Here is an 18021-nt window from a genome sequence, read left to right as displayed (position 1 = left end):
CTTTTTCCCCGCGCCCCCCCCCCCCCCCCGCGCCCGGCGGGCGGGGGGCGGGGGGGCGCGGGGGGGGGCGGGGGCGCCGCCCCCCCCCCCCCCCCCCCCCCCCCCCCCCGCTCCCACAAGACGGGCGCTGGCTACGGCAGGATCTGCGCCGCCTTGCGGGCGCGTACGCCGCGCACGATGCCGTACACGCTGATCAGGAACCAGGCCATCTCCTGCAGGAATGCCGGGAGATTGAAGGTGCCGAAGATCAGCGAAAGCAGGATGCCGAACGCACCCAGCAGGTTCATCACCTGGTACGGGTAGCCCTGCCCCGAGAGCTTGTGCGCCTGGAGCAGGAAGAACGCGACGAGGACCAGGGCAACGCCAACGAGGCCGCACCAGTCGTGCCACAGCAGGCTGCTCATTTCTTGATACCTCGCTGGCGCAGCGCCTCGAACAACACGACACCGGTGGCCACGGAGACGTTGAGGCTCTCCATGTTGCCCGGCATCGGGATCTTCGCGACGAAATCGCAGGTTTCCCGGGTGAGATGGCGCATGCCATCGCCTTCGCTACCCAGCACGATCGCCACCGGGCCCTTGAAGTCCACCTGGTAGATGGACTGCTCGGTCTCACCGGCCATGCCGGTGATCCACACGCCTGCGTCCTTCATGGAACGCAGCGCGCGCGCCAGGTTGGTGACGGCCACCAGCGGTACCAGGTCGGCACCACCGGCGGATGCGCGGCGCACCGTCGGGGTAAGCCCGACAGCACGATCCTTCGGGACGACCACGGCCGTGACCTTCGCCGCCGCGGCGCTGCGCAGGCAGGCACCGAGGTTGTGCGGATCGGTCACGCCATCGAGCACGAGGATCAGGCAGTCCGGGCCCGCCTTCTCGACCAGGCTTTCCAGCTCGTTCTCGCCGAGCATAGGCGGAGTTTCATAACGCGCGACGACGCCCTGGTGGCGCGCTTCGCCGCTCATTTTCTCAAGCTGGTCCTTGCCCATCGTGCGTACCTGGATGCCGTGCTTGCGCGCGGCGGCCAGGATCTCGTTGATGCGGGCGTTCTTCGAGTTCTGCTCGACCAGCAGTTCACGCACCCGCTCCGGATCGTTGGCGAGGGCGCCTTCGACCGGGTTAATGCCTACGATCCACGTTTCTGTCGCCATGACTTACTGCTTGCCTTTGTTCGTACGCGGCGCGGCTTTCTTTGCTGCCGCCTTCTTCGCGGGTGCCGCGTTCGCGGCGCCCTTCTTCACGGCCTTCGTTGCGGCAGGCTTTGCCGGCGCGGCCTTCTTTGCCGGCGCCTTCGCCGCTGCCTTCTTCACGGCCGGCAGCGGGGGAAGCGCGGGGAGCGCATGATCCCCAACCGGCGTGCCCGGGGCAACCGTGGCCTGCTTGCGCGTGGGCGCTGCTTTCGACGGTGCGGGCTTCTGCGACGGGGCCTTCGTTGCCGGTGCCTTTGCCGCGGGTGCCGGGGCGACGTGACCGCGCGGCGCCGGGGCTTTCGCGGCCGGTGCCTTCGGAGCCTGCGACTTCGGCGCAGGCGTTTTCACGGGCGCCGGCTTCGCCTGGGCGGCCTTCGCAGCCGGGGTCGGCGGCGTCTTGCTTGCGGCAGCCTTCACGGGCGGCGCTTTCGCAACGGGTGCCCTGGTCGCCGGAGCCTTCGACTCCGGCGACTTCGCCGTCGGCTTCTTCCCGGCGAGCTTTTCGGCCACCTTCTTCACCACGCGACCGAAGGCGCGACCGACCTGGGCCACCGTACCGACCGGCATCACCGGCGGCGGTGCGACCGGGGGCGGAAGCACCGGTTGCGGCAGCGATTGCAGGCGTGCCTTCAGGCGGAAGTCGATCTTGCGGTCTTCCATGCTCGCGCGTAGCACCTGCACGCTGACGTAGTCGCCCAGGCGGTAACGCTCACCCGTGCGCTCGCCCGCCAGCAGGTGGCGGACCGGATCGAACTTGTAATAGTCGTTCGGCAGCTGCGAGACGTGCACGAGACCCGACACACGCGAGGCCGCCAGTTCCACGAACAGGCCGAACGAGGTGACGCCCGTGATGGTGCCCGCGAACTCCTCGCCCACGTGCTTTTCCATCCACGCGCACTTGAAGCGCTCGTCGACATCGCGCTCGGCCTCTTCCGCACGACGCTCGCGCTGCGAGCAGTGCACGGCCATCTTCTCCATCTGGCCTTCGGTGTACTCGTAATCCGCCGGCTTGCCCTTGGTCAGGGCGTAGCGGATCGCGCGGTGCACGAGCAGGTCGGGATAGCGGCGGATCGGCGAGGTGAAGTGCGCGTACGCATCGAGCGCGAGGCCGAAGTGACCATCGTTGCTGGGCAGGTAGACGGCCATGCTCTGCGCACGCAGCAGCACCGACTGGATCAGCTCGGCTTCCGGGCGGTCGTGCACCTTTTTCAGCAGCGCCGAGAAATCCGCCGGCGTCACTTCGTCGTTCGGCGGCAGGCGCAGCTTGAACTCGCGCAGGAACTGCAGCAGGTCTTCGTACTTCTCGACCGGCGGCGGCGCATGCACGCGATACAGCGCCGGGATCTTCCGCTTGGACAGGAACTTCGCCGCCTGCACGTTCGCGGCGATCATGCATTCCTCGATCAGCTTGTGCGCATCGTTGCGATCGGTGGCGCCCATGGCCATCACGTCGCCCGACGGCGTCAGGCGGAACTTCACTTCCGGCGTTTCGAAATCGATGGCACCGCGGCGCTTGCGCGCCTTCGCCATGGCCTTGTACAGGCGGTGCAGCGTTTCCACCTGCGGCAGCACGTCGGCGATCTCTTCGCGCACGGCCGGGTCGCGCTCGCCCACGGCCTGCCACACCTTGGTGTAGGTGAGGCGCGCGTGCGAGTACATCACCGCTTCGTAGAACTTCGAATGCTGGACCTCGCCTTCCGCATCCACTTCCATGTCGCAGACCATGCAGAGGCGGTCGACCTTCGGGTTCAGCGAGCAGATGCCGTTGGAAAGGGTCTCCGGCAACATGGGCACGACGAAGCCGGGGAAGTACGTGGAGGTGCTGCGCTCGTAAGCTTCGGCGTCGAGTGCGGTGCCGACCGGCACGTAATGCGAGACGTCGGCGATGGCGACGATGAGGCGGAAGCCCCCGTTGCGGAGCTGCTCCGCGTATACCGCGTCATCGAAGTCGCGGGCGTCCTCGCCGTCGATCGTCACCAGCGGCAGGTTGCGGATATCGACCTTGCCCTTGCGCTCGGCGGCTGTGACCTTGGGCTCCACCTCTTCGGCCTGGCGGATGACCTGCGGCGGCCACTCATGCGACAGGTCGTGGCTGGCGATAGCCATCTCGACCACCAGCGAGGGCTGCAGGCGGGCACCGAGCACGGCGCGGATGGCGCCGAGCGGACCACGATGCGGGGTCGGCGGATCGGTGATCTCGACGACCACGATCTCGCCCGAACGGGCGCCGGCGTCCTGGCCCGTGGGGATCATGATGTTCTGGTGCAGGCGACGGTCATCCGGCTCGACCAGTGTCACGCCGTTCTCTACCACCACGCGACCGACCAGGCGCGGCGAGCGGCGTTCGAGCACCTCGACGATGGCGCCCTGGCGGCGGCCGCGGCGGTCGATGCCGACCACGCTGGCCAGCACGCGATCGCCGTGCAGCACGCTGCGCATCTGCGAGGGCGAGAGGTAGAGGTCATCCCCGCCCTCGTCCGGGCGCAGGAAGCCATAGCCCTCGGCGTTGGCAATGACACGGCCGGGGATCAGGTTGAGCTTCTGGGCCGGCGCATAACCGTTGCGGCGGTTACGCAGCAGCTGGCCATCGCGGACCATGGCACCCAGGCGCTTATCCAGCGCGTTGATCTGGTCATCGGTGAACAGCCGCAGGGCGCGGGCGATGTCCTCGGCCAGCATCAGCTCACCGCGCTCCTCGAGGAGCGCAAGGATCGCCTCGCGGCTGGGAATGGGATTCTCATAGCGCTGCGCTTCGCGCGCGGCATGTGGATCGGCTACCGCGGGACCCGGAATGCGGTCGCGGAACTTGGCCAGCGCCTTTCCGGGGCGGCTCGCCTTGGGCTTGCGGGGCCCCTTGCGGGCACCGGAACCTTTGTTTTTCTTCGTCACGTAAGGACCTTGAAGGGGGGAAGTAACAATTTTTACTTCCCGTTTTGGAAAATCGTTGACAAGTGTATCCGACCTGCCTAATCTACGCGGCTCACGGGGCAGCAATGCTGTTACCGGGACACCTGCCCAGGTGGCGGAATTGGTAGACGCACTAGTTTCAGGTACTAGCGGGTAAAACCGTGGAGGTTCGAGTCCTCTCTTGGGCACCAATTATAAGACAAAGCCTCGCAGCGATGCGGGGCTTTGTTGTTTCCGGGGTCTGAAAGCGCATGCCCCGTCACGCGCCGCCCCATTGTGGGAGCGCGCTTGCGCGCGATTCCCCCCTTACGACACCCCGATCCCCGGCGTACCATCCGCAAAACCACGCGAGGTACTTACGGATGACCGCCCGCTTCTCCCATCGACTGGCCGCTATTCGCGCCGGCGCGTTCTTCGGAATCATCGTCGCGTTCGGCTTGGTTGTGCTCCTGCCCATGGGCCTCGACAGCGGCCTTGGCATGCACCTCGCGAAGGCCTGGGGCCTCGGCGACCTTGCAGCTCCGTTATGCCTCGCTGGAGCCATTCCCGGCGGCGTCCTCGCCGCGCGGCCGCGGAAAGGCGTTGCAGCCGATCGAGCCTGACGAGATGAGCGCTCAAGAGCCGCTCAGCCCTGGCCATCGGATAGCGTGCGCCATCGGCGTTTTCGTATTGCAGAGCCAGGAAATGGAACATCTTTTCAAGTTCCTGATCGCAATGATGGGAGGGGGTGACCCATCCCTATCCGCCAAGCTGTCTGTTGCCGCAGCAATCGAGAAGCGTTCACTCGGCCAGCTATTGGATCCTCTCGTCGATCGCTTTACCGGTGATATCGAACCGCTGAAGACGCATATTAAGCGCGTCGTGGACGAGCGCAATGAAGTTGTTCATCACTTTTCAAAGCGATTCGGACCGCTAATGGCTGAGGGGCGCTATGAAGCAATTCTTCAGGAGTTGAAGAACCGGCGGGAACGGGCCGAAGAGCTCGTATTTATATTCAGAGAGCTCGCGCTAGAGATTCTCGAAACATTGCGAGACACAACGTACGTCGATACGGACGAGTATCAAGAGTTCGCAACCCTTTGCGCGAAGCTCCGAGCACGGCAACAGACCGCGCCTTGAAACGACCTTGAAGTTACTCAATTCACGGTGGCGACATTGATTTTTCTGGCGGGAGTCGCATTCGGCTGCGCCACGTGCGGAACGATCAATACAATCAGCGGATTCGTAGCTCACCGAAATCTTCAGGCACGCTCACCTAAAACTGCCGACCTTCTCAGAGTTCGATCCTGGTTTCCAGGAAGCTTAGATACTTGGGATCATCCTGCATAAAGATGTCTAGTCCTGCCCCCATGTACGCTCTGGTTAACTCGTCGGCCGCCTTATCCAAGTCACCCAAGTCAAAGCATGCCTGACCGAGGCGAAGATGTATAAATGGGTTTCCCAGTCCGCCTGGGCACTGAACTGCGTTGACAAAGCATTGCAAGGTTTTTTCAGCGTCCCCCAATAGAAAGTGCATGTCGCCGATCGCGGTCCATAGCCACGTTGCCGCCTCCCAGCGCAGATGAGGCTCTGGAAGCAACTTAAGCGCCTGGACAAACTTTGTCCTTGCCTCCAAGCAGCGCCCCTGTTCCGCGAGCGCATTTCCTTCAGCCGACAACTCCGTTATTTGGTCATGGATCAGTTCGTCTAGCCGCTGCTCTTGCTCCATCATCCGCCTCATGAAAAGATGCTTCGGAAACGAAACGCAAATGTCCGCTTCATATCGGAAGCGGACGGCACAGCTTAATGCAAATCACTCGTGTCGCCACGCGACAGTTAATTGCTCCCAAGAAGGCTATTGCGGCCACTTCCTTACACCCGCTCGTCCGTCATGGGCGGAGAATCGGCAGCATCATCGTCTGCAACGACGATTTCCTCTCCTGAAGGTCTCAAGACTCATTGAAGGGGCGTGGCAAGCGAAACGAGCAAGTCTTCAACACCAAGGGGTTCTGAGGCCCAGCGGTAGAAACCTTCTCCTCAACCAGTTTCGCCTCGTCGTCAAACTCCGCCTGGGTGATAGGCACCTTGAAGAGCCTCAGCGTGTCTGAAGCTTTTGGAACAGGAGCAGCTTTCGGGCCTGAGCGCACGCCCCGTCACGCCCCGCCCCATTGTGGGAGCGCGCTTGCGCGCGATTCCCGGAGATTCGCCGGAATTGGCAGTGCCGCGTACTCAGGCGGCCCTCATAGCCACCACGGGTGGCACTCGCGCCGCCGACCTCGCAGGTCCCCACACGGCGACCTGCCCGACCAGCCACAGCAATGCCGCGCCCAGCAACGGAACATATAGCGGCATGCGCGGCAGCGGATAGTTGTCCATCAGGGCGATGTTTGCTGCCACGGCGAGCACCGCGCCAAGCACGATACCCATGCTTACCAGCACGAAGTTCTCGGCGTGGAAGTAGCCAAGGATGTCGGCACTGGTGGCACCTAGTGATCGGCGAATACCGATCTGCTTGCGCCGCTGGCCCCGCGGAGGTCATTGCCTACCGCGGAGCTGATCGTCAGCCGCGACACCATCGTTTATCCTGTTGAGACGTCCCGATGACGAGCCTGTCCTCATCTCTCGAAAACATGGCTGATCACAAGAACCCCTCCGCCGCGGACCTTTCGCCCGAGGCAAGCGCCCTGCTCGCCCAGGCCGTTGAAGCCCGGAATGCCATGGACCGCGCCGCGCGCGATACCACCGTGGCTGCAGATGAATTGCGCCGCTATGCGAAGTTTTCGAAACCGGGCCAGCCTTCCGCACATATCGTGCAGCTCCGGCAAAAGCAGGCCGCCGCGCGCATGGATTCCGCTCGGGCGAAACAGGCGTTCCTGAAGGCCTCGCAGGCTTTCGTGCATGCCGCGGGACTGACGGTGCCACCTCGAGTGAACCTCGAAGCGTTCATGGAGCCCTGGTTAACGCGGGCTTCGTAGGATCGACGGGCAGCCTACCGCTTCACTACCTCAGGATGCTGCGCCAACCACGCGGCCACCTTCGGCATGGGTTGCTCTTTCATCTGCTTCGCGAGCGTCGTGCCTCCAAAGTAGTGACCCTTGATGCTTGCGCCTGCTTCGAGAAGACGTACCACCACGTCATCCGACCAGCTCCCGTAAATCACGCTGCTGCCGTCTTTTGCCTTGATCGTGGCATCGGCACCGTGGTCCAGGAGAAGATTGAGCAGTGCCAGGCTTTCCACGCCGTAGAGCGTCGTGCGGCCATTGCCATCCTTGTGATTCGGGTTCGCGCCATGCGCCAGGAGCGCAGCCGCCGTGGCGACACGCCTGTCCTCAGCATCGTTGCCGGGGCGGCCGCATGAATAGCTGTCGGCCATCGCGCCGAGAGCCGTAACGCCACCCGCTTCGAACTCGTAACGCGATTTCCCGAGGGGTGTTGCCGCGTCGATGGCCACGCCCGCAGCGGCCACGGCATCGACCAGGGCTGGGGAGCAACCCGCCGCGTCCTCGGCAAATACCAGCGCGGCCTTGTCCTTGCCCCATCGGTCAAGCCAACCGAGCTTCCGCAGCCGATTGAACAATGGCGCATGGCCGCGCCTCATCGCGGATTGAATCAAGCTCATGCCCGCCACCTCCTTAGTGCTTCGAGCCAGGAAAAAATTACCTGGGTCTTCGACAACCGCATCGAGCGGCGCACCGCGGGCGACGAGCGCCAGCACAAGCTCCTCGGATGCATCCCGCCGCTCGCCCATCACGGCGATTCGGGCGGCGTCGGCAGAATGGAAGTCGAAACCGGTCTTTTCCAGCCACGGCAGGAGCGCCGGGGTGCCCCTGACCCAGCGGTCCGTTCCTGCCACACGATCGATCGCCTCTTCGAGCTGGGTGACCACCGCGGGCATGCCTGCGCTCTCGCCGACATAGTCCACGACAACTTTCTTCCGATCCCCTGCCTGGAGAGTGACGATATAAGTAGGGCTATCCGTAACCGTCGCCTGGTAGGTGTCTTTCAGGCGCCAGAACTTTGCCTTTTCGAACTTCGCCACGAGCGATGCCACCTGCTCCGTCGACACCTTGTCGCTGTGAAAGCCACCCACCAGGACCCCCGTGGCTGGCTGGTATTCGCGATGTACCGCATCCACGCCGTCCACAGGTGCCGTGTCCGTCGTGAAAGATACCTGGCCGTTTCCTTCAATCGTCACCCTGTAGACCGGGCACGAACCGTAACAGGCGGAACGCTCAAGGGTGATGACCGTTTGCGTGAGATCGTTGACTGGGGATTCAGCACGGGCTGCCGGTGCAAACCAGAGGCTCGTTGAAGCGACGACAGTAGTGAGCCACGGCCGGTACTCCCTACGCATACTCGCCTTCCCTTTCTGATGATTAACGTGCGTCTCGGACGAGCTGTCGGGAAAGACGCCTCATCTCGCCGTTCTCGAGATACGTGTTGCCTTTGCTAGTGGCCGCAACCCTTAATTCAGCTTCGAAGGCCCGGCCGATATCATCCTGCGCGATCACACCAAACCGGCCGGGTATGAGACGGCCAAGCCATGCAACGTAGCCAGGCGTGTGCGCATTGCCGGCAATAATGCCAGGACGGAAGATCGCGAGCCGCTCGAAGCCCACGGCCTCGACAGCTGCCTCCTTGAGTCCCATGACGCGTACATAGCGAAAACGGCTTCGCGAATCGCTACCGACAGCGGAGAGCAGCGCGAAATGCGTGATACCGCCTGCATGGCAGCCGCGGGCGAAGCCGCCAACGACGCCGACTTCCAGTGCCTTCAGCTGTTCTTCGGTCCACTTCATGCTGCCGCTCCCTACACCGACGCAGGATGCGCCGCAGACCACGTCACCACGGGCGAGCATGTCACGGGCGACAGCCGCGACTTCGTCGGGAAGCACAGGCGCACTTGTATCCAGTACAACCTGCCGCACGCGGGCGTCAGCGAGAGCAATCTCCCGGCGATTGACCATGACAATGCCCCCGCAGGCGGAGTCCGCCAAAAGGGCCCGGATGACCGCCGAGCCCACCTCCCCTGTCCCGCCGATGATCAGTACGCGATAACTCATGCGATTCCCCAGCGTAATGCCCTAAGGCGAAGCCTGACTTTCATGTGCTAACCAACGCCCGGACCAGCGGCCCCACGCTAGCGCATTTTTGCAAGAATCTCCTCGAAAAGTGGGCGGCCACGTAGCGCGTTACGCCAGTTCGCCGGTATCCCTTCGTGCCCATACCTGACACCAGCGATGCCGCCGACGATGGCCGCCGTGGTATCGGTGTCGTTACCCAGTGAAATGGCTCGCCGGACGGCCGAAGCGTAGTCGTTCGCCGCGTCGATCGCGAAACGCGCAGACCAGAGAGAATCAACTACGTAACCCGTCCCGCGGACGTTCGACGCGTTAGATGTATCGAGTACAAGCTCGATTTCCTCTTCTGGCAAGCCAGCTCGGGGGCCGAGATCACGCAACCGTCTTTCGGCCTCACTCCAGCTCCGATCAGAGCCCGTAAGTTCACTTCGAGCCCACAAACAATACATGGCACAAGCCACGCCCGATCGCGGATGACCATGGGTGGGCCGGCTTTGCTCCGAAGCCATCCTCACGAGCGAGAAATCGTCCCCCTCGTGCCAGAGCGCGACAGGTAGTACACGCATCAGAGCGCCGTTGCCATTATCGCTGACGCTCGCCGGCCCAGCTTTCAGCGGTGAAATACCTTGCCGGAGTCTTCGCAATGCAACGGTAGTCTGCATACCGACATCGAAGACATGTCCATCGACCGCTAGGTAGCCCCAGTCGAGCCAGTTAACCAGGCGTCGCGAAAAGTCAGAAAGATCAAGGCCATCGCAGTGAAGAAGCGAAGCTAACAGGCACAGTGCCTGTGCCCCATCATCCGACCATGTGCCTGCTGGAACACCCGGGTGCGCACGATCGAAACCGACGGGCGGCTCGAAGTCGATCAGCGCCGTGTCGGGGATCTCGACTGGATCGTGGAATTCGAATGGAACACCCAGCGCATCACCGACAAGCAGGCCTTCCATGCCCGAGCGGATTCGCTTCATCTGGCTGTTATTGAGACCCATAGACCCTCCTGCCGCGTCCGCTGCCTCATTTTTTGGCATCCCGCTTCCGCATGACGACCACTCGCTCCTACATCTGCCAAAGCGGCTCAGTCACCTTCTTCACCGTCCACTGCTCCCTCTTCTCAAGGTAGTAGTAACTGCCGTGCGACCCGACCGTGTGATTTTTCCAGAAAATAAGACCCACGTAGATCAGGGCGCGTTTACCGTCACGGGAGATCGCGGGTCGCGACATATAGAACGCGAATTCGGGATCGCCCGTAACCGGGGCGTTGCCCGGGGCGGCCGGAGCGTACTGGGGTATGTCGGTGGGTAGCCGGCGATCAATGACAGATGACACCTGCGCTTCCGCCACAAGCCGCTGCCGGAGCTCGTCGTCGACCCCGGGCAGCTGCCCCTGTATCCAGTCCAGCAGATCGTCCTGAGCTACATCCACCCTGCTCATGCCGCTGCATCCGCCTATTACAATGCCGACGTCGGCTGCCGGATTACACGCGAACGTCGCGGTATGTGTCCCGAGGAGTACGATCTTCGTAGCCTCCGCCGGGTATGCCGAGCGCAAGACCGCCGCAGCCACAGCGTAGCCGTCAGCGGAAATAGCGTTACCAGGCGTCACGTACGCCATCGGCGCAGCCACGAAAGCACTAGCCGCGACCGCAGCCACCATCATCATCCAACGCTTCATTCCCTGATCCCCCTGCGGATGCCGGCTAAGATGCCACGGCTCCACAGGGTTGTGCCATAGCCCGCCGACGTCAGTGACCCACCGTCGACCTGGCTTTGCGACCACGGCGCCATGACGAGCCAGTCGTTCCATGACTACCTCGGACTCGATGGACCTGCTGCCCACAGTACCGCCCTGGAGCCACCGCCACGCCGCCTGCGTCTGCGGTGCCACGCAACGCTCCGTGGACCAGATTGCCTGACTACGAAAAGCCCTACTACGAATCGGCGATCCCCTACGCGACGGCGAGGCAAAGGCCAGTGATCCGAGGGCCGTGCCCACGGCATAGTCACCGCCCAGACCCATACGGAGCAAGCCATGCGGGTGATTAGCCATCGCCCGTTAAGGGAGTTCGCAGAGCGATATCCGGACGCGCGCATCGCGCTGCAAACGTGGCGTAAGCATATTGAGTCGCGACCGCTCGCCAACTTTTCGGACCTTCGAAACACCTTCCGAAGCGTCGATCTGGTCCGTGAGCGCATTGTCTTCGACATCCGTGGCAATCGGTACCGGTTGATTACGTTTATCAACTTCGCGCGGCAGGAGTGCTATATCAAGGCCGTCCTGACGCACAACGAATATGACAAGAGGCATTGGATGACCTACACACACGTACGCGACGTAGCGCCAATCGGCTGGGGATTGTTCCAGCACACATCAACCGTACGGCCCATCGTCGACGAACGCGATCACGACCTCGCTCTTTCTGCCATCGACCGATTGGTGGATATCGGCGCAATGAATGACGAGCATCCCAACAGCAAACTCTGCGGAATGCTTTTCGATGTGATCCATGCTTATGAGCAGGCCCACTATCCTTTCTGATGCCCCGAAGTCGTCGACCCTTCTGCCGCGAGCGTCTCGTGAACGAGTAAAGCTACCAAAGGCGTACACGATCACCTGGCGCCAGATATAGCGCAGCTCCTTCGCTCACATCGTAACTGGAATACCAGACATCAAGATTCCGCACGACAGCGTCGACTCGGACGACGAAGGGCGCGTGCACGTCGTCAACGAGTTGCCGTCTTAGCGCCGCGTCGGATTTCTTTCCGCGCCACATCCAGGCCCAGCCAAGAAACACGCGCTGGTCGCCAGTAAATCCATCGACAACTGGAGCTGGCTTGCCGCCGAGCGATTCGTGATACGCATCAAGTGCGACGGAAAGTCCGCCAAGGTCCGCGATATCTTCGCCCAGGGTTTGCTCACCTCGCACATGCAAATGCGGCAAAGGGGCGAACGAATCGTACTGCCGTGCCAACCGTGCTGCGCGTTCGGTAAACGCGCGATCGTCCGCAGCGGTCCACCAATCCTGACGCCGGTTCCGGGCGTCGATGTGCCGCCCTGTGTCATCGAATCCATGGGTCCACTCATGGCCGACGAATGCGCCCAAGGCGCCGAAGTTGTACGCCGGATCGCGTTGACTATCGAACACAGGCGGCTGGAACCGGCCGGCGGGAAACTCAACATCAAGAGCCGGCCCGTTGTTGGCGTCGACCGTCTGCGGCGCTTCAATCCACGCATGTGGATCTGCCACGCGCCCCAGGCGGGCGAGCTCGCCGGCCCACGACGCTGCTGCGGCCGCTCGCGCGTCTGCGACAAGGTCGCCCGGCACCAGGGCCAGCGATGAAAGATTCGCTGATTCGTCAGGGCCACCCAGCTTCACCGTGTATGCATCCAGCTTGGCGACGGCTGCTTCCCTGGTTGTAGGCGACATCCATGGCTCGCTGGCCAGGCGACGACGAAAAGCCGCGCGAAGCCGATCAATCATCGCCTTCGACTCAGCTCGAAGGCTATCCGGAAAGTAGCTGGCAAGGTAAAGATCGCCAGCCGCCCAACGCAAACTACCGAAACATTCCGCTGCGGGCATGGCTTCACCCGGGCATGTCGTACCCGCAACAATTCGCACGGCGCGACGCCAATCCGGCGTTGGCGCGGCTTGACCTCCGATCGCTCTCTCGTGGAATTGCTGCCACCTATCGATCAGGTGGTCCGTCAGAAAGGGCGCTGCGCGATCCATTACGTGGGCAGCCATCCAATGCTTCAGCACGGGCAGCGGTGTTTGCGCAAAGCGTGCCGCAAGCGCCCGTGCAGCGTCTGGCTCCGCTATAACGACCTGGGCGCTTATATTGACCCCTGCCGATTCGAGAAATGCCTGCCAGTCAAACCCGGGCGCGAAGCGTGCCAACTGCACCACGCCCATGTGGCGCCATGACTCCTCGACCTGCCTCTCAGACGGCCAACTGGCGCGGGCTAGCTGCGTCTCAAATGCCAAAACGTCGCGTGCCGCCTGAGCCGGCTCGGCAATGCCTGCGTCGGTAAGCAGTGCTTCCACGTAACTTCCATAAGCGCGCCGTTGCGTCAAGAAAGCACGGTCCATGTAGAAGTCCCGATCAGGCATGCCCAGGCCCGACTGGGTCAATACCGCCGCGTACCGCGAGTCTTCGCCATGATCGATGTCGACATAAATGTCGATAAAAGAAGCGGTGAAATCCATCTGCTCGCGCCCCATGAGGGATGCCAGTGAACGGCGATCAGGCGCACTGGCAATCGCGTCAAGCAGAGGTCGAACGGACGACAGTCCTATCCGCTCCCGCGAAGCCTTATCAAGGAACGCCCGATAGTACGCGGCCACCTTCCACGCGTTTGAGCCCTCCGGTGCACTGGCGGCACGCCCGATCAACTCGCGCATGCGCTCATCCATGCCGTCCACCGCCGTCTGCATGGCACCTGTTTCGGCATGATCCGCCGGAAGGACGGCGGCCTTTTGCCAACTGCCGTTCGCGTACGCGTAGAACCCGTTACCTGGCTTTACCGAATGATCGATTCCCTCGACGGCTTGCGTCTTTGCAGTCACCGCTGCAAAGGCCGACAACGCACCAGCGAGAACTGCGCCCAGCCAGCGACGAGCGTCCATGCCTGGTTTCCTTTTTCTGGAGTCAGCACAGTATAGGCAAGCACGCCGGTGCGCCGTAATGGTGAATTCTTACGAATTCAAGTCCACGACAAGCGCTCCCTCGCAACTCCATCGACCTGAACGTCACCCGCCGAGCTTGACCACGAAGCCGCCGTCAGGGCACGTCGAAGACAGCGTGAGTTGGTTCCTGGTCCAGTTCCCCTATTGCCCCACCACCGGCAACCACACCGCACTCGGCTGGCTATCCGACCTCAACACGGAAATCGTCGCCGCCCGGTAATCGTCCGGCTTGGCATTAAAGATGTTCGGGACATAGGTCTGGGGATTGCGGTCGTACAGCGGGAACAGAGTGGACTGGACCTGCACCATGATCCGATGTCCGGGCTGGAATACGTGGTTCACGTTGGGCAGGTCGTACTTGTAGGTCTGCGGGGTGTTGGCCGGGATGGCGCTCGGGTGTTCAAAGCTTTCCCGGTAGCGGCCGCGGAGGATATCCATCGCAATCGCCATCTGGTAACCACCCATGCTCGCGTCGCTGGGGACTGAGGACGGGAAAACATCGATGAGCTTCACCACGAAGTCGCCGTCGGTGCCGGTGGTCATCGCCTTGAGGTCCGCGACGGGGATGCCCTGCACGTGGACCGCCGAGGTGAGTACGGGTGTCTCATAAGTGAGGACATCGCTGCGGCCATCGACGAAGCGCTGGTCGTGGAGCAGCCATGAACTCCAGGGGATGTAGCCCGCATACGTGGAGCCGTACCCGAAGAAGGGATCGAGTACCGGGCGCGGCAGGAACGGCACGGGCTTCGCCGGATCGCTCACGTAGGTATCGGCCGCTTGCCCGTCGGTGGGCTTGTTGAACGAGAGGCTCGCGCCGCCGGCCAGATACAAGGGCTTGAGGCCCGTACCGCATCCGCTCGCGCACGCGGTGGGCCAGTCCTGGAAGGTCTCCCACCGATCAGCACCGGTGTTGTAGATGTTCACCTTCGCCAGCTTCGCGGGCTGGCCGTCCTGCAGGTATTGCTCGAAGAACGGCATCACCATCTGGCGGTTGTACTGGCGGGCCGTATCGCCCTCCCACTTGAACACGCCCACCGAGTAGCCCTTGCCGTTGACCTGGCTGTGCGACCACGGCCCCATGACGAGCCAGTTGTTCGCGGTGTGCCCCGCGGCCTTGAGGGCGAGCCAGGCGTGGTTCGCGCCCCACATGTCTTCCTGGTCGAAAAGGCCCTGCTCCCAGATCGTCGGCACGCTGGATGGCTTGGCCGCGAGGCGCCGCGCGAGGTCCTGTCCCTGCCAGAAATCGTCATAAGCGGGGTGTTCCATCATGCGCGCGACGAAGGGAAGCTTCTCCAGTCCGCGGCTGCGGATGTAATCACCCACGGAGCCGGCGCGCAGGTATTCCTCGTATTTGTCGTAGGTGTCGGTTGGCGTAACGGCACCCTCACCCTTCTGCATGGTCTGCATGTGGACGTAGCCAAGCATCATCTGGCGGAAGGCGCCGTAGTGGAACCAGTCGTCGCCCATCCAGGTATCGACCATCGGGCTCTCCGGCACCGCGGCTTTAAGCGCCGGGTGCGGATCGAGCAAGGCCATGACGATGGTCTCGCCCTCGTAGGACGAGCCGATCATGCCCACCCGGCCATTCGACTCGGGCACGTGTTTCACGAGCCAGTCGATCGTGTCCCAGCCGTCCGTGGTTTCATCGGTCTTCGTTGGGTTCAAGGGCCCGCGCGGCGGGTACATCATCACGTACCTGCCCTCAGAGCCGTATTTGCCACGCACATCCTGGTAGACGCGGATGTATTTGGCCTCGACGAACATGGCATCCGGCGGTGGCAGCGAGGTGGCCAGGGTGGTGGCTTTGGGATTGCCTGCGCGCTCGGCGGCGTTGTAGGGCGTGCGGGTCAGGATGATCGGCGCATTCTTCGCGCCCTTGGGGACGACGATCACGGTGAAGAGCTTGGTGCCATCTCGCATCGGCACCATGACCTCACGCCGGGTGTAGTCCTGGCCGCCAGGGATAACATCGTCGAACTTCTGCGGGATATCGTCCTTGCCCACCAGCGACGCATCCTGCGCGCGCACCAAGGAAGCGGAGCCCGCCAGGGCCGCGCCAATCAATACCGCCAGACAAGCCTGCTTCACGATCGCGTGCATCGTTCGTCCTTCCATCGGTGGTCCCCTTGGGTGGCCCGATCTTAATCACAGCCCATTCACCACGGGCAGCAAGAAGTTCTAATGCGGGCCATAAGCGTGGCTTGTACCTTACGCCAGACGCTTGCGGCGTGTCGTTCATGCCTTAGCATGGGGCCATGACACTCCGGCTGGATATCGCCCTGCTCCGCAACTTCGTCGCCATTGCCGAGGCGGCGGCGATGAGTCGTGCCGCGGACCAGGTCGGGCGCACGCAGGCCGCACTCAGCCAACAGATCAAGAAACTCGAAGAGGCGATTGGCCAGCCACTGATGAACCGGACCGGGCGCGGTATTGCCCTGACCGTGCACGGTGAACGCCTGCTGGCCCATGCCTACAAAATCCTCCGCGCCCATGATGAAGCCGTCGCCGAACTGACCGGGACGAGCCTGTCGGGCCGGATACGCTTTGGCTGTCCGGACGATTACGCGCGAATTTTCCTGCCGGAATTGCTTGAGACCTTCGCGACTCAGCACCCGCAGGTGTTCATCGAAGTGGTTTGCGCCTCGACGCCGCGGCTGGTCGAGCAACTGAAGGATCAATCGCTGGACATCGCGGTGGTGTCGTTGCCGGATAGCCCGGAGCGCGAGCAGTTCCTGCGCTGCGAGCCGTTCGTCTGGGTCGCCGCCAGGGGCAGCGAGGCTTACCGTCGTGACCCGCTCCAGCTCGCGTTGTCCGATCCGGATGCGCTGGATCATCTCGCAGCCACGTCAAGTCTTGATAAGGCTGGGCGTCGATACCGCATCGCTTATGCGAGCGGTAGCGTCGCGGGGCTTACGGCCGTCGTGCGTTCCGGCCAGGCGATCACGGTGATGACGCTGACCGGCGTGCCGCCTGACCTGCAAGTGCTGCCGCCGGCGAGTGGCCTGCCAATCCTGCCATCGGTCGGCATCTCCGTGCGGACCGCGCGGAAGCATCCCTCGCGCCTGCTTCACCTGTTCGAAACCCACGTTCGTACCGTCCTTCCCACCCTCTAGGGCCAATCGCCAGCATGGACCTGCACACCTGCCTGCTCTTCGCTGGTGCGAGTGTCGCCCTCTTTCTCGTGCCGGGGCCGGACATGCTGTTCCTGTTCGGGCGAACGATGGCGCATGGGCGCAGGGCTGGCGTATGGGCCGCGCTGGGGATCAACCTGGGTTCGTACGTGCATCTATGCGCAGCGGTCACCGGGCTGTCGGCACTGGTGCTCACCTCCGCCACGGCATTCGCCTTCGTGAAGTACGTCGGTGCCGCCTATTTACTGTTCCTCGGCTGGCAGGCGTTTCGTTCGCGGGCGGGGTTCTCCACCTCCGCCGGGCGGCCAGCCAAACGCAACGCGCAGCATGTCTGGCATGGATTTCTCAACGACGTCCTCAATCCCAAGGTCGCGCTGTTCTATCTCGCACTACTCCCGCAGTTCATCACCGCAGGCGATCCCCACTCGGTACGCCACCTGCTATCGCTGGGACTGATCGCCAGCGCCATTGGGCTCGTGATGAGCCTGGCGTATGTCTTCCTCGCCGAGAAGCTAACGCGGGGGCTGCTACGGCGGCCTGCCATCGGGCGTTGGGTGAACCGGACGATGGGGGCGTTGTTTGTGGGGTTGGGGCTTCGGCTGGCGGTTGAGAAGTTGTGAGAGTGCCGACTTGAACCGACCGTTCAGACCGGTCGTTTTTTCAAGGCCTACAGCCCTTCAGCGCCATCCTGCTTGGAGACTGAAACGCAGGGAGGGCACGCCCTACAGGCTCAAAGGAAAAGACTGACAGCGGAGAGCGGCACATACCTATAAGCGGACTCAACCGTCGCGAGGATACTGTCAGCCAGAACAGCATCCTTGGCCACCACATGCTTATATCCGGCGCCCGCACACTAAGCGAGTTTGAGAAGAAACACCCTGATGCCAAGCGAGCTCTCGCGGCATGGGAGAGCAACTTACTAGCTGGCGACTTTCGGAACTTCGCGGATATTCGCCGAACGTTCGGCAGCGCCGACGTGGTTGGACCCTGGACCATTTTCGATATTCGCGGAAACACCTACCGTCTGATTACGACCGTCGATATCGT

17 protein-coding genes, 1 tRNA gene and 1 pseudogene are annotated in these 18021 nt (G+C 62.7%); 8 read left to right on the top strand and 11 right to left on the bottom strand.

The features are described 5' to 3' along the window. Positions 1-131: 131 nt before the first annotated feature. The 3 genes from ACTHLF_RS14135 to rnr are packed head-to-tail and all read right to left on the bottom strand — an operon-like array spanning position 132 to position 4078. On the bottom strand, positions 132-404 hold the full coding sequence (locus ACTHLF_RS14135; protein ID WP_440327984.1) for a CBU_0592 family membrane protein: 273 nt from the start codon (positions 402-404) through the stop codon (positions 132-134). Continuing rightward, on the bottom strand, positions 401-1150 hold the full coding sequence (gene rlmB, locus ACTHLF_RS14130; RefSeq protein ID WP_440327983.1) for a 23S rRNA (guanosine(2251)-2'-O)-methyltransferase RlmB: 750 nt from the start codon (positions 1148-1150) through the stop codon (positions 401-403). Before rlmB ends, ACTHLF_RS14135 begins: the two co-directional genes overlap by 4 nt. A gap of 3 nt (positions 1151-1153) precedes the next feature. After that, on the bottom strand, positions 1154-4078 hold the full coding sequence (gene rnr, locus ACTHLF_RS14125; protein ID WP_440327982.1) for a ribonuclease R: 2925 nt from the start codon (positions 4076-4078) through the stop codon (positions 1154-1156). Between the two features lie 124 nt (positions 4079-4202). On the opposite strand from rnr, the gene ACTHLF_RS14120 reads away from it, so the two are divergent. The 3 genes from ACTHLF_RS14120 (at position 4203) to ACTHLF_RS14110 (ending at position 5215) form a co-directional block, all read left to right on the top strand. Then, positions 4203-4287: transfer RNA gene (locus ACTHLF_RS14120), tRNA-Leu, on the top strand. 171 nt (positions 4288-4458) lie between these two features. Further along, positions 4459-4698, top strand: a complete 240-nt coding sequence (locus tag ACTHLF_RS14115; RefSeq protein ID WP_440327981.1) for a hypothetical protein — start codon at positions 4459-4461, stop codon at positions 4696-4698. Beyond that, positions 4679-5215, top strand: a complete 537-nt coding sequence (locus ACTHLF_RS14110; RefSeq protein ID WP_440327980.1) for a hypothetical protein — start codon at positions 4679-4681, stop codon at positions 5213-5215. Before ACTHLF_RS14115 ends, ACTHLF_RS14110 begins: the two co-directional genes overlap by 20 nt. Positions 5216-5369: 154 nt before the next feature. Here ACTHLF_RS14110 and ACTHLF_RS14105 read toward each other — a convergent pair whose 3' ends face one another. Then, the gene (locus ACTHLF_RS14105; RefSeq protein ID WP_440327979.1) at positions 5370-5816 is read right to left on the bottom strand and encodes a tetratricopeptide repeat protein; all 447 of its coding nucleotides are present in this window, start codon (positions 5814-5816) and stop codon (positions 5370-5372) included. A 488-nt stretch (positions 5817-6304) separates the two neighbouring features. After that, positions 6305-6598: pseudogene (locus tag ACTHLF_RS14100) on the bottom strand (ABC transporter permease); the annotation flags it as partial. A gap of 77 nt (positions 6599-6675) precedes the next feature. On the opposite strand from ACTHLF_RS14100, the gene ACTHLF_RS14095 reads away from it, so the two are divergent. Beyond that, a complete protein-coding gene (locus ACTHLF_RS14095) occupies positions 6676-7050 on the top strand; it encodes a hypothetical protein (protein WP_440327978.1) in 375 nt (124 codons plus the stop codon). 14 nt (positions 7051-7064) lie between these two features. On the opposite strand, the gene ACTHLF_RS14090 is transcribed toward ACTHLF_RS14095, so the two are convergent. The 4 genes from ACTHLF_RS14090 to ACTHLF_RS14075 form a co-directional block, all read right to left on the bottom strand. Beyond that, positions 7065-8429 carry a DUF6438 domain-containing protein gene (locus ACTHLF_RS14090; RefSeq protein WP_440327977.1) on the bottom strand — a complete coding sequence of 455 codons (1365 nt, stop codon included), beginning with the start codon at positions 8427-8429 and terminating at the stop codon, positions 7065-7067. A gap of 22 nt (positions 8430-8451) precedes the next feature. Next, a complete protein-coding gene (locus tag ACTHLF_RS14085) occupies positions 8452-9138 on the bottom strand; it encodes a hypothetical protein (protein WP_440327976.1) in 687 nt (228 codons plus the stop codon). Positions 9139-9215: 77 nt separating this feature from the next. Beyond that, entirely contained in the window at positions 9216-10148 is a 933-nt protein-coding gene (locus ACTHLF_RS14080) for an ADP-ribosylglycohydrolase family protein (protein ID WP_440327975.1), read from the bottom strand. A 67-nt stretch (positions 10149-10215) separates the two neighbouring features. Next, positions 10216-10830: a hypothetical protein gene (locus ACTHLF_RS14075; RefSeq protein WP_440327974.1), complete on the bottom strand. Its 615-nt coding sequence runs from the start codon at positions 10828-10830 to the stop codon at positions 10216-10218. A 357-nt stretch (positions 10831-11187) separates the two neighbouring features. Between ACTHLF_RS14075 and ACTHLF_RS14070 the strand changes: the two genes are divergently transcribed. After that, positions 11188-11694 (top strand): type II toxin-antitoxin system HigB family toxin, encoded by a 507-nt coding sequence (locus ACTHLF_RS14070; protein WP_440327973.1) that lies wholly within the window; start codon positions 11188-11190, stop codon positions 11692-11694. Between the two features lie 52 nt (positions 11695-11746). Here ACTHLF_RS14070 and ACTHLF_RS14065 read toward each other — a convergent pair whose 3' ends face one another. Then, positions 11747-13783 carry a M13 family metallopeptidase gene (locus ACTHLF_RS14065; protein WP_440327972.1) on the bottom strand — a complete coding sequence of 679 codons (2037 nt, stop codon included), beginning with the start codon at positions 13781-13783 and terminating at the stop codon, positions 11747-11749. 201 nt (positions 13784-13984) lie between these two features. Beyond that, complete coding sequence (locus ACTHLF_RS14060) at positions 13985-15943, bottom strand: CocE/NonD family hydrolase (RefSeq protein ID WP_440327971.1); 1959 nt, start codon at positions 15941-15943, stop codon at positions 13985-13987. 155 nt (positions 15944-16098) lie between these two features. Between ACTHLF_RS14060 and ACTHLF_RS14055 the strand changes: the two genes are divergently transcribed. The 3 genes from ACTHLF_RS14055 to ACTHLF_RS14045 all read left to right on the top strand — a co-directional run. After that, the gene (locus ACTHLF_RS14055) at positions 16099-16956 is read left to right on the top strand and encodes a LysR substrate-binding domain-containing protein (protein ID WP_440327970.1); all 858 of its coding nucleotides are present in this window, start codon (positions 16099-16101) and stop codon (positions 16954-16956) included. Positions 16957-16970: 14 nt separating this feature from the next. Further along, positions 16971-17594 carry a LysE family translocator gene (locus ACTHLF_RS14050; RefSeq protein WP_440327969.1) on the top strand — a complete coding sequence of 208 codons (624 nt, stop codon included), beginning with the start codon at positions 16971-16973 and terminating at the stop codon, positions 17592-17594. 209 nt (positions 17595-17803) lie between these two features. Continuing rightward, positions 17804-18021: type II toxin-antitoxin system HigB family toxin (locus ACTHLF_RS14045; protein ID WP_440327968.1), on the top strand; the 218-nt coding region annotated here is incomplete at its 3' end.

This window comes from Luteibacter sp., assembly GCF_051958795.1.
GTDB lineage: Bacteria > Pseudomonadota > Gammaproteobacteria > Xanthomonadales > Rhodanobacteraceae > Luteibacter.
This window is presented reverse-complemented; position numbering and strand designations above follow the sequence as displayed.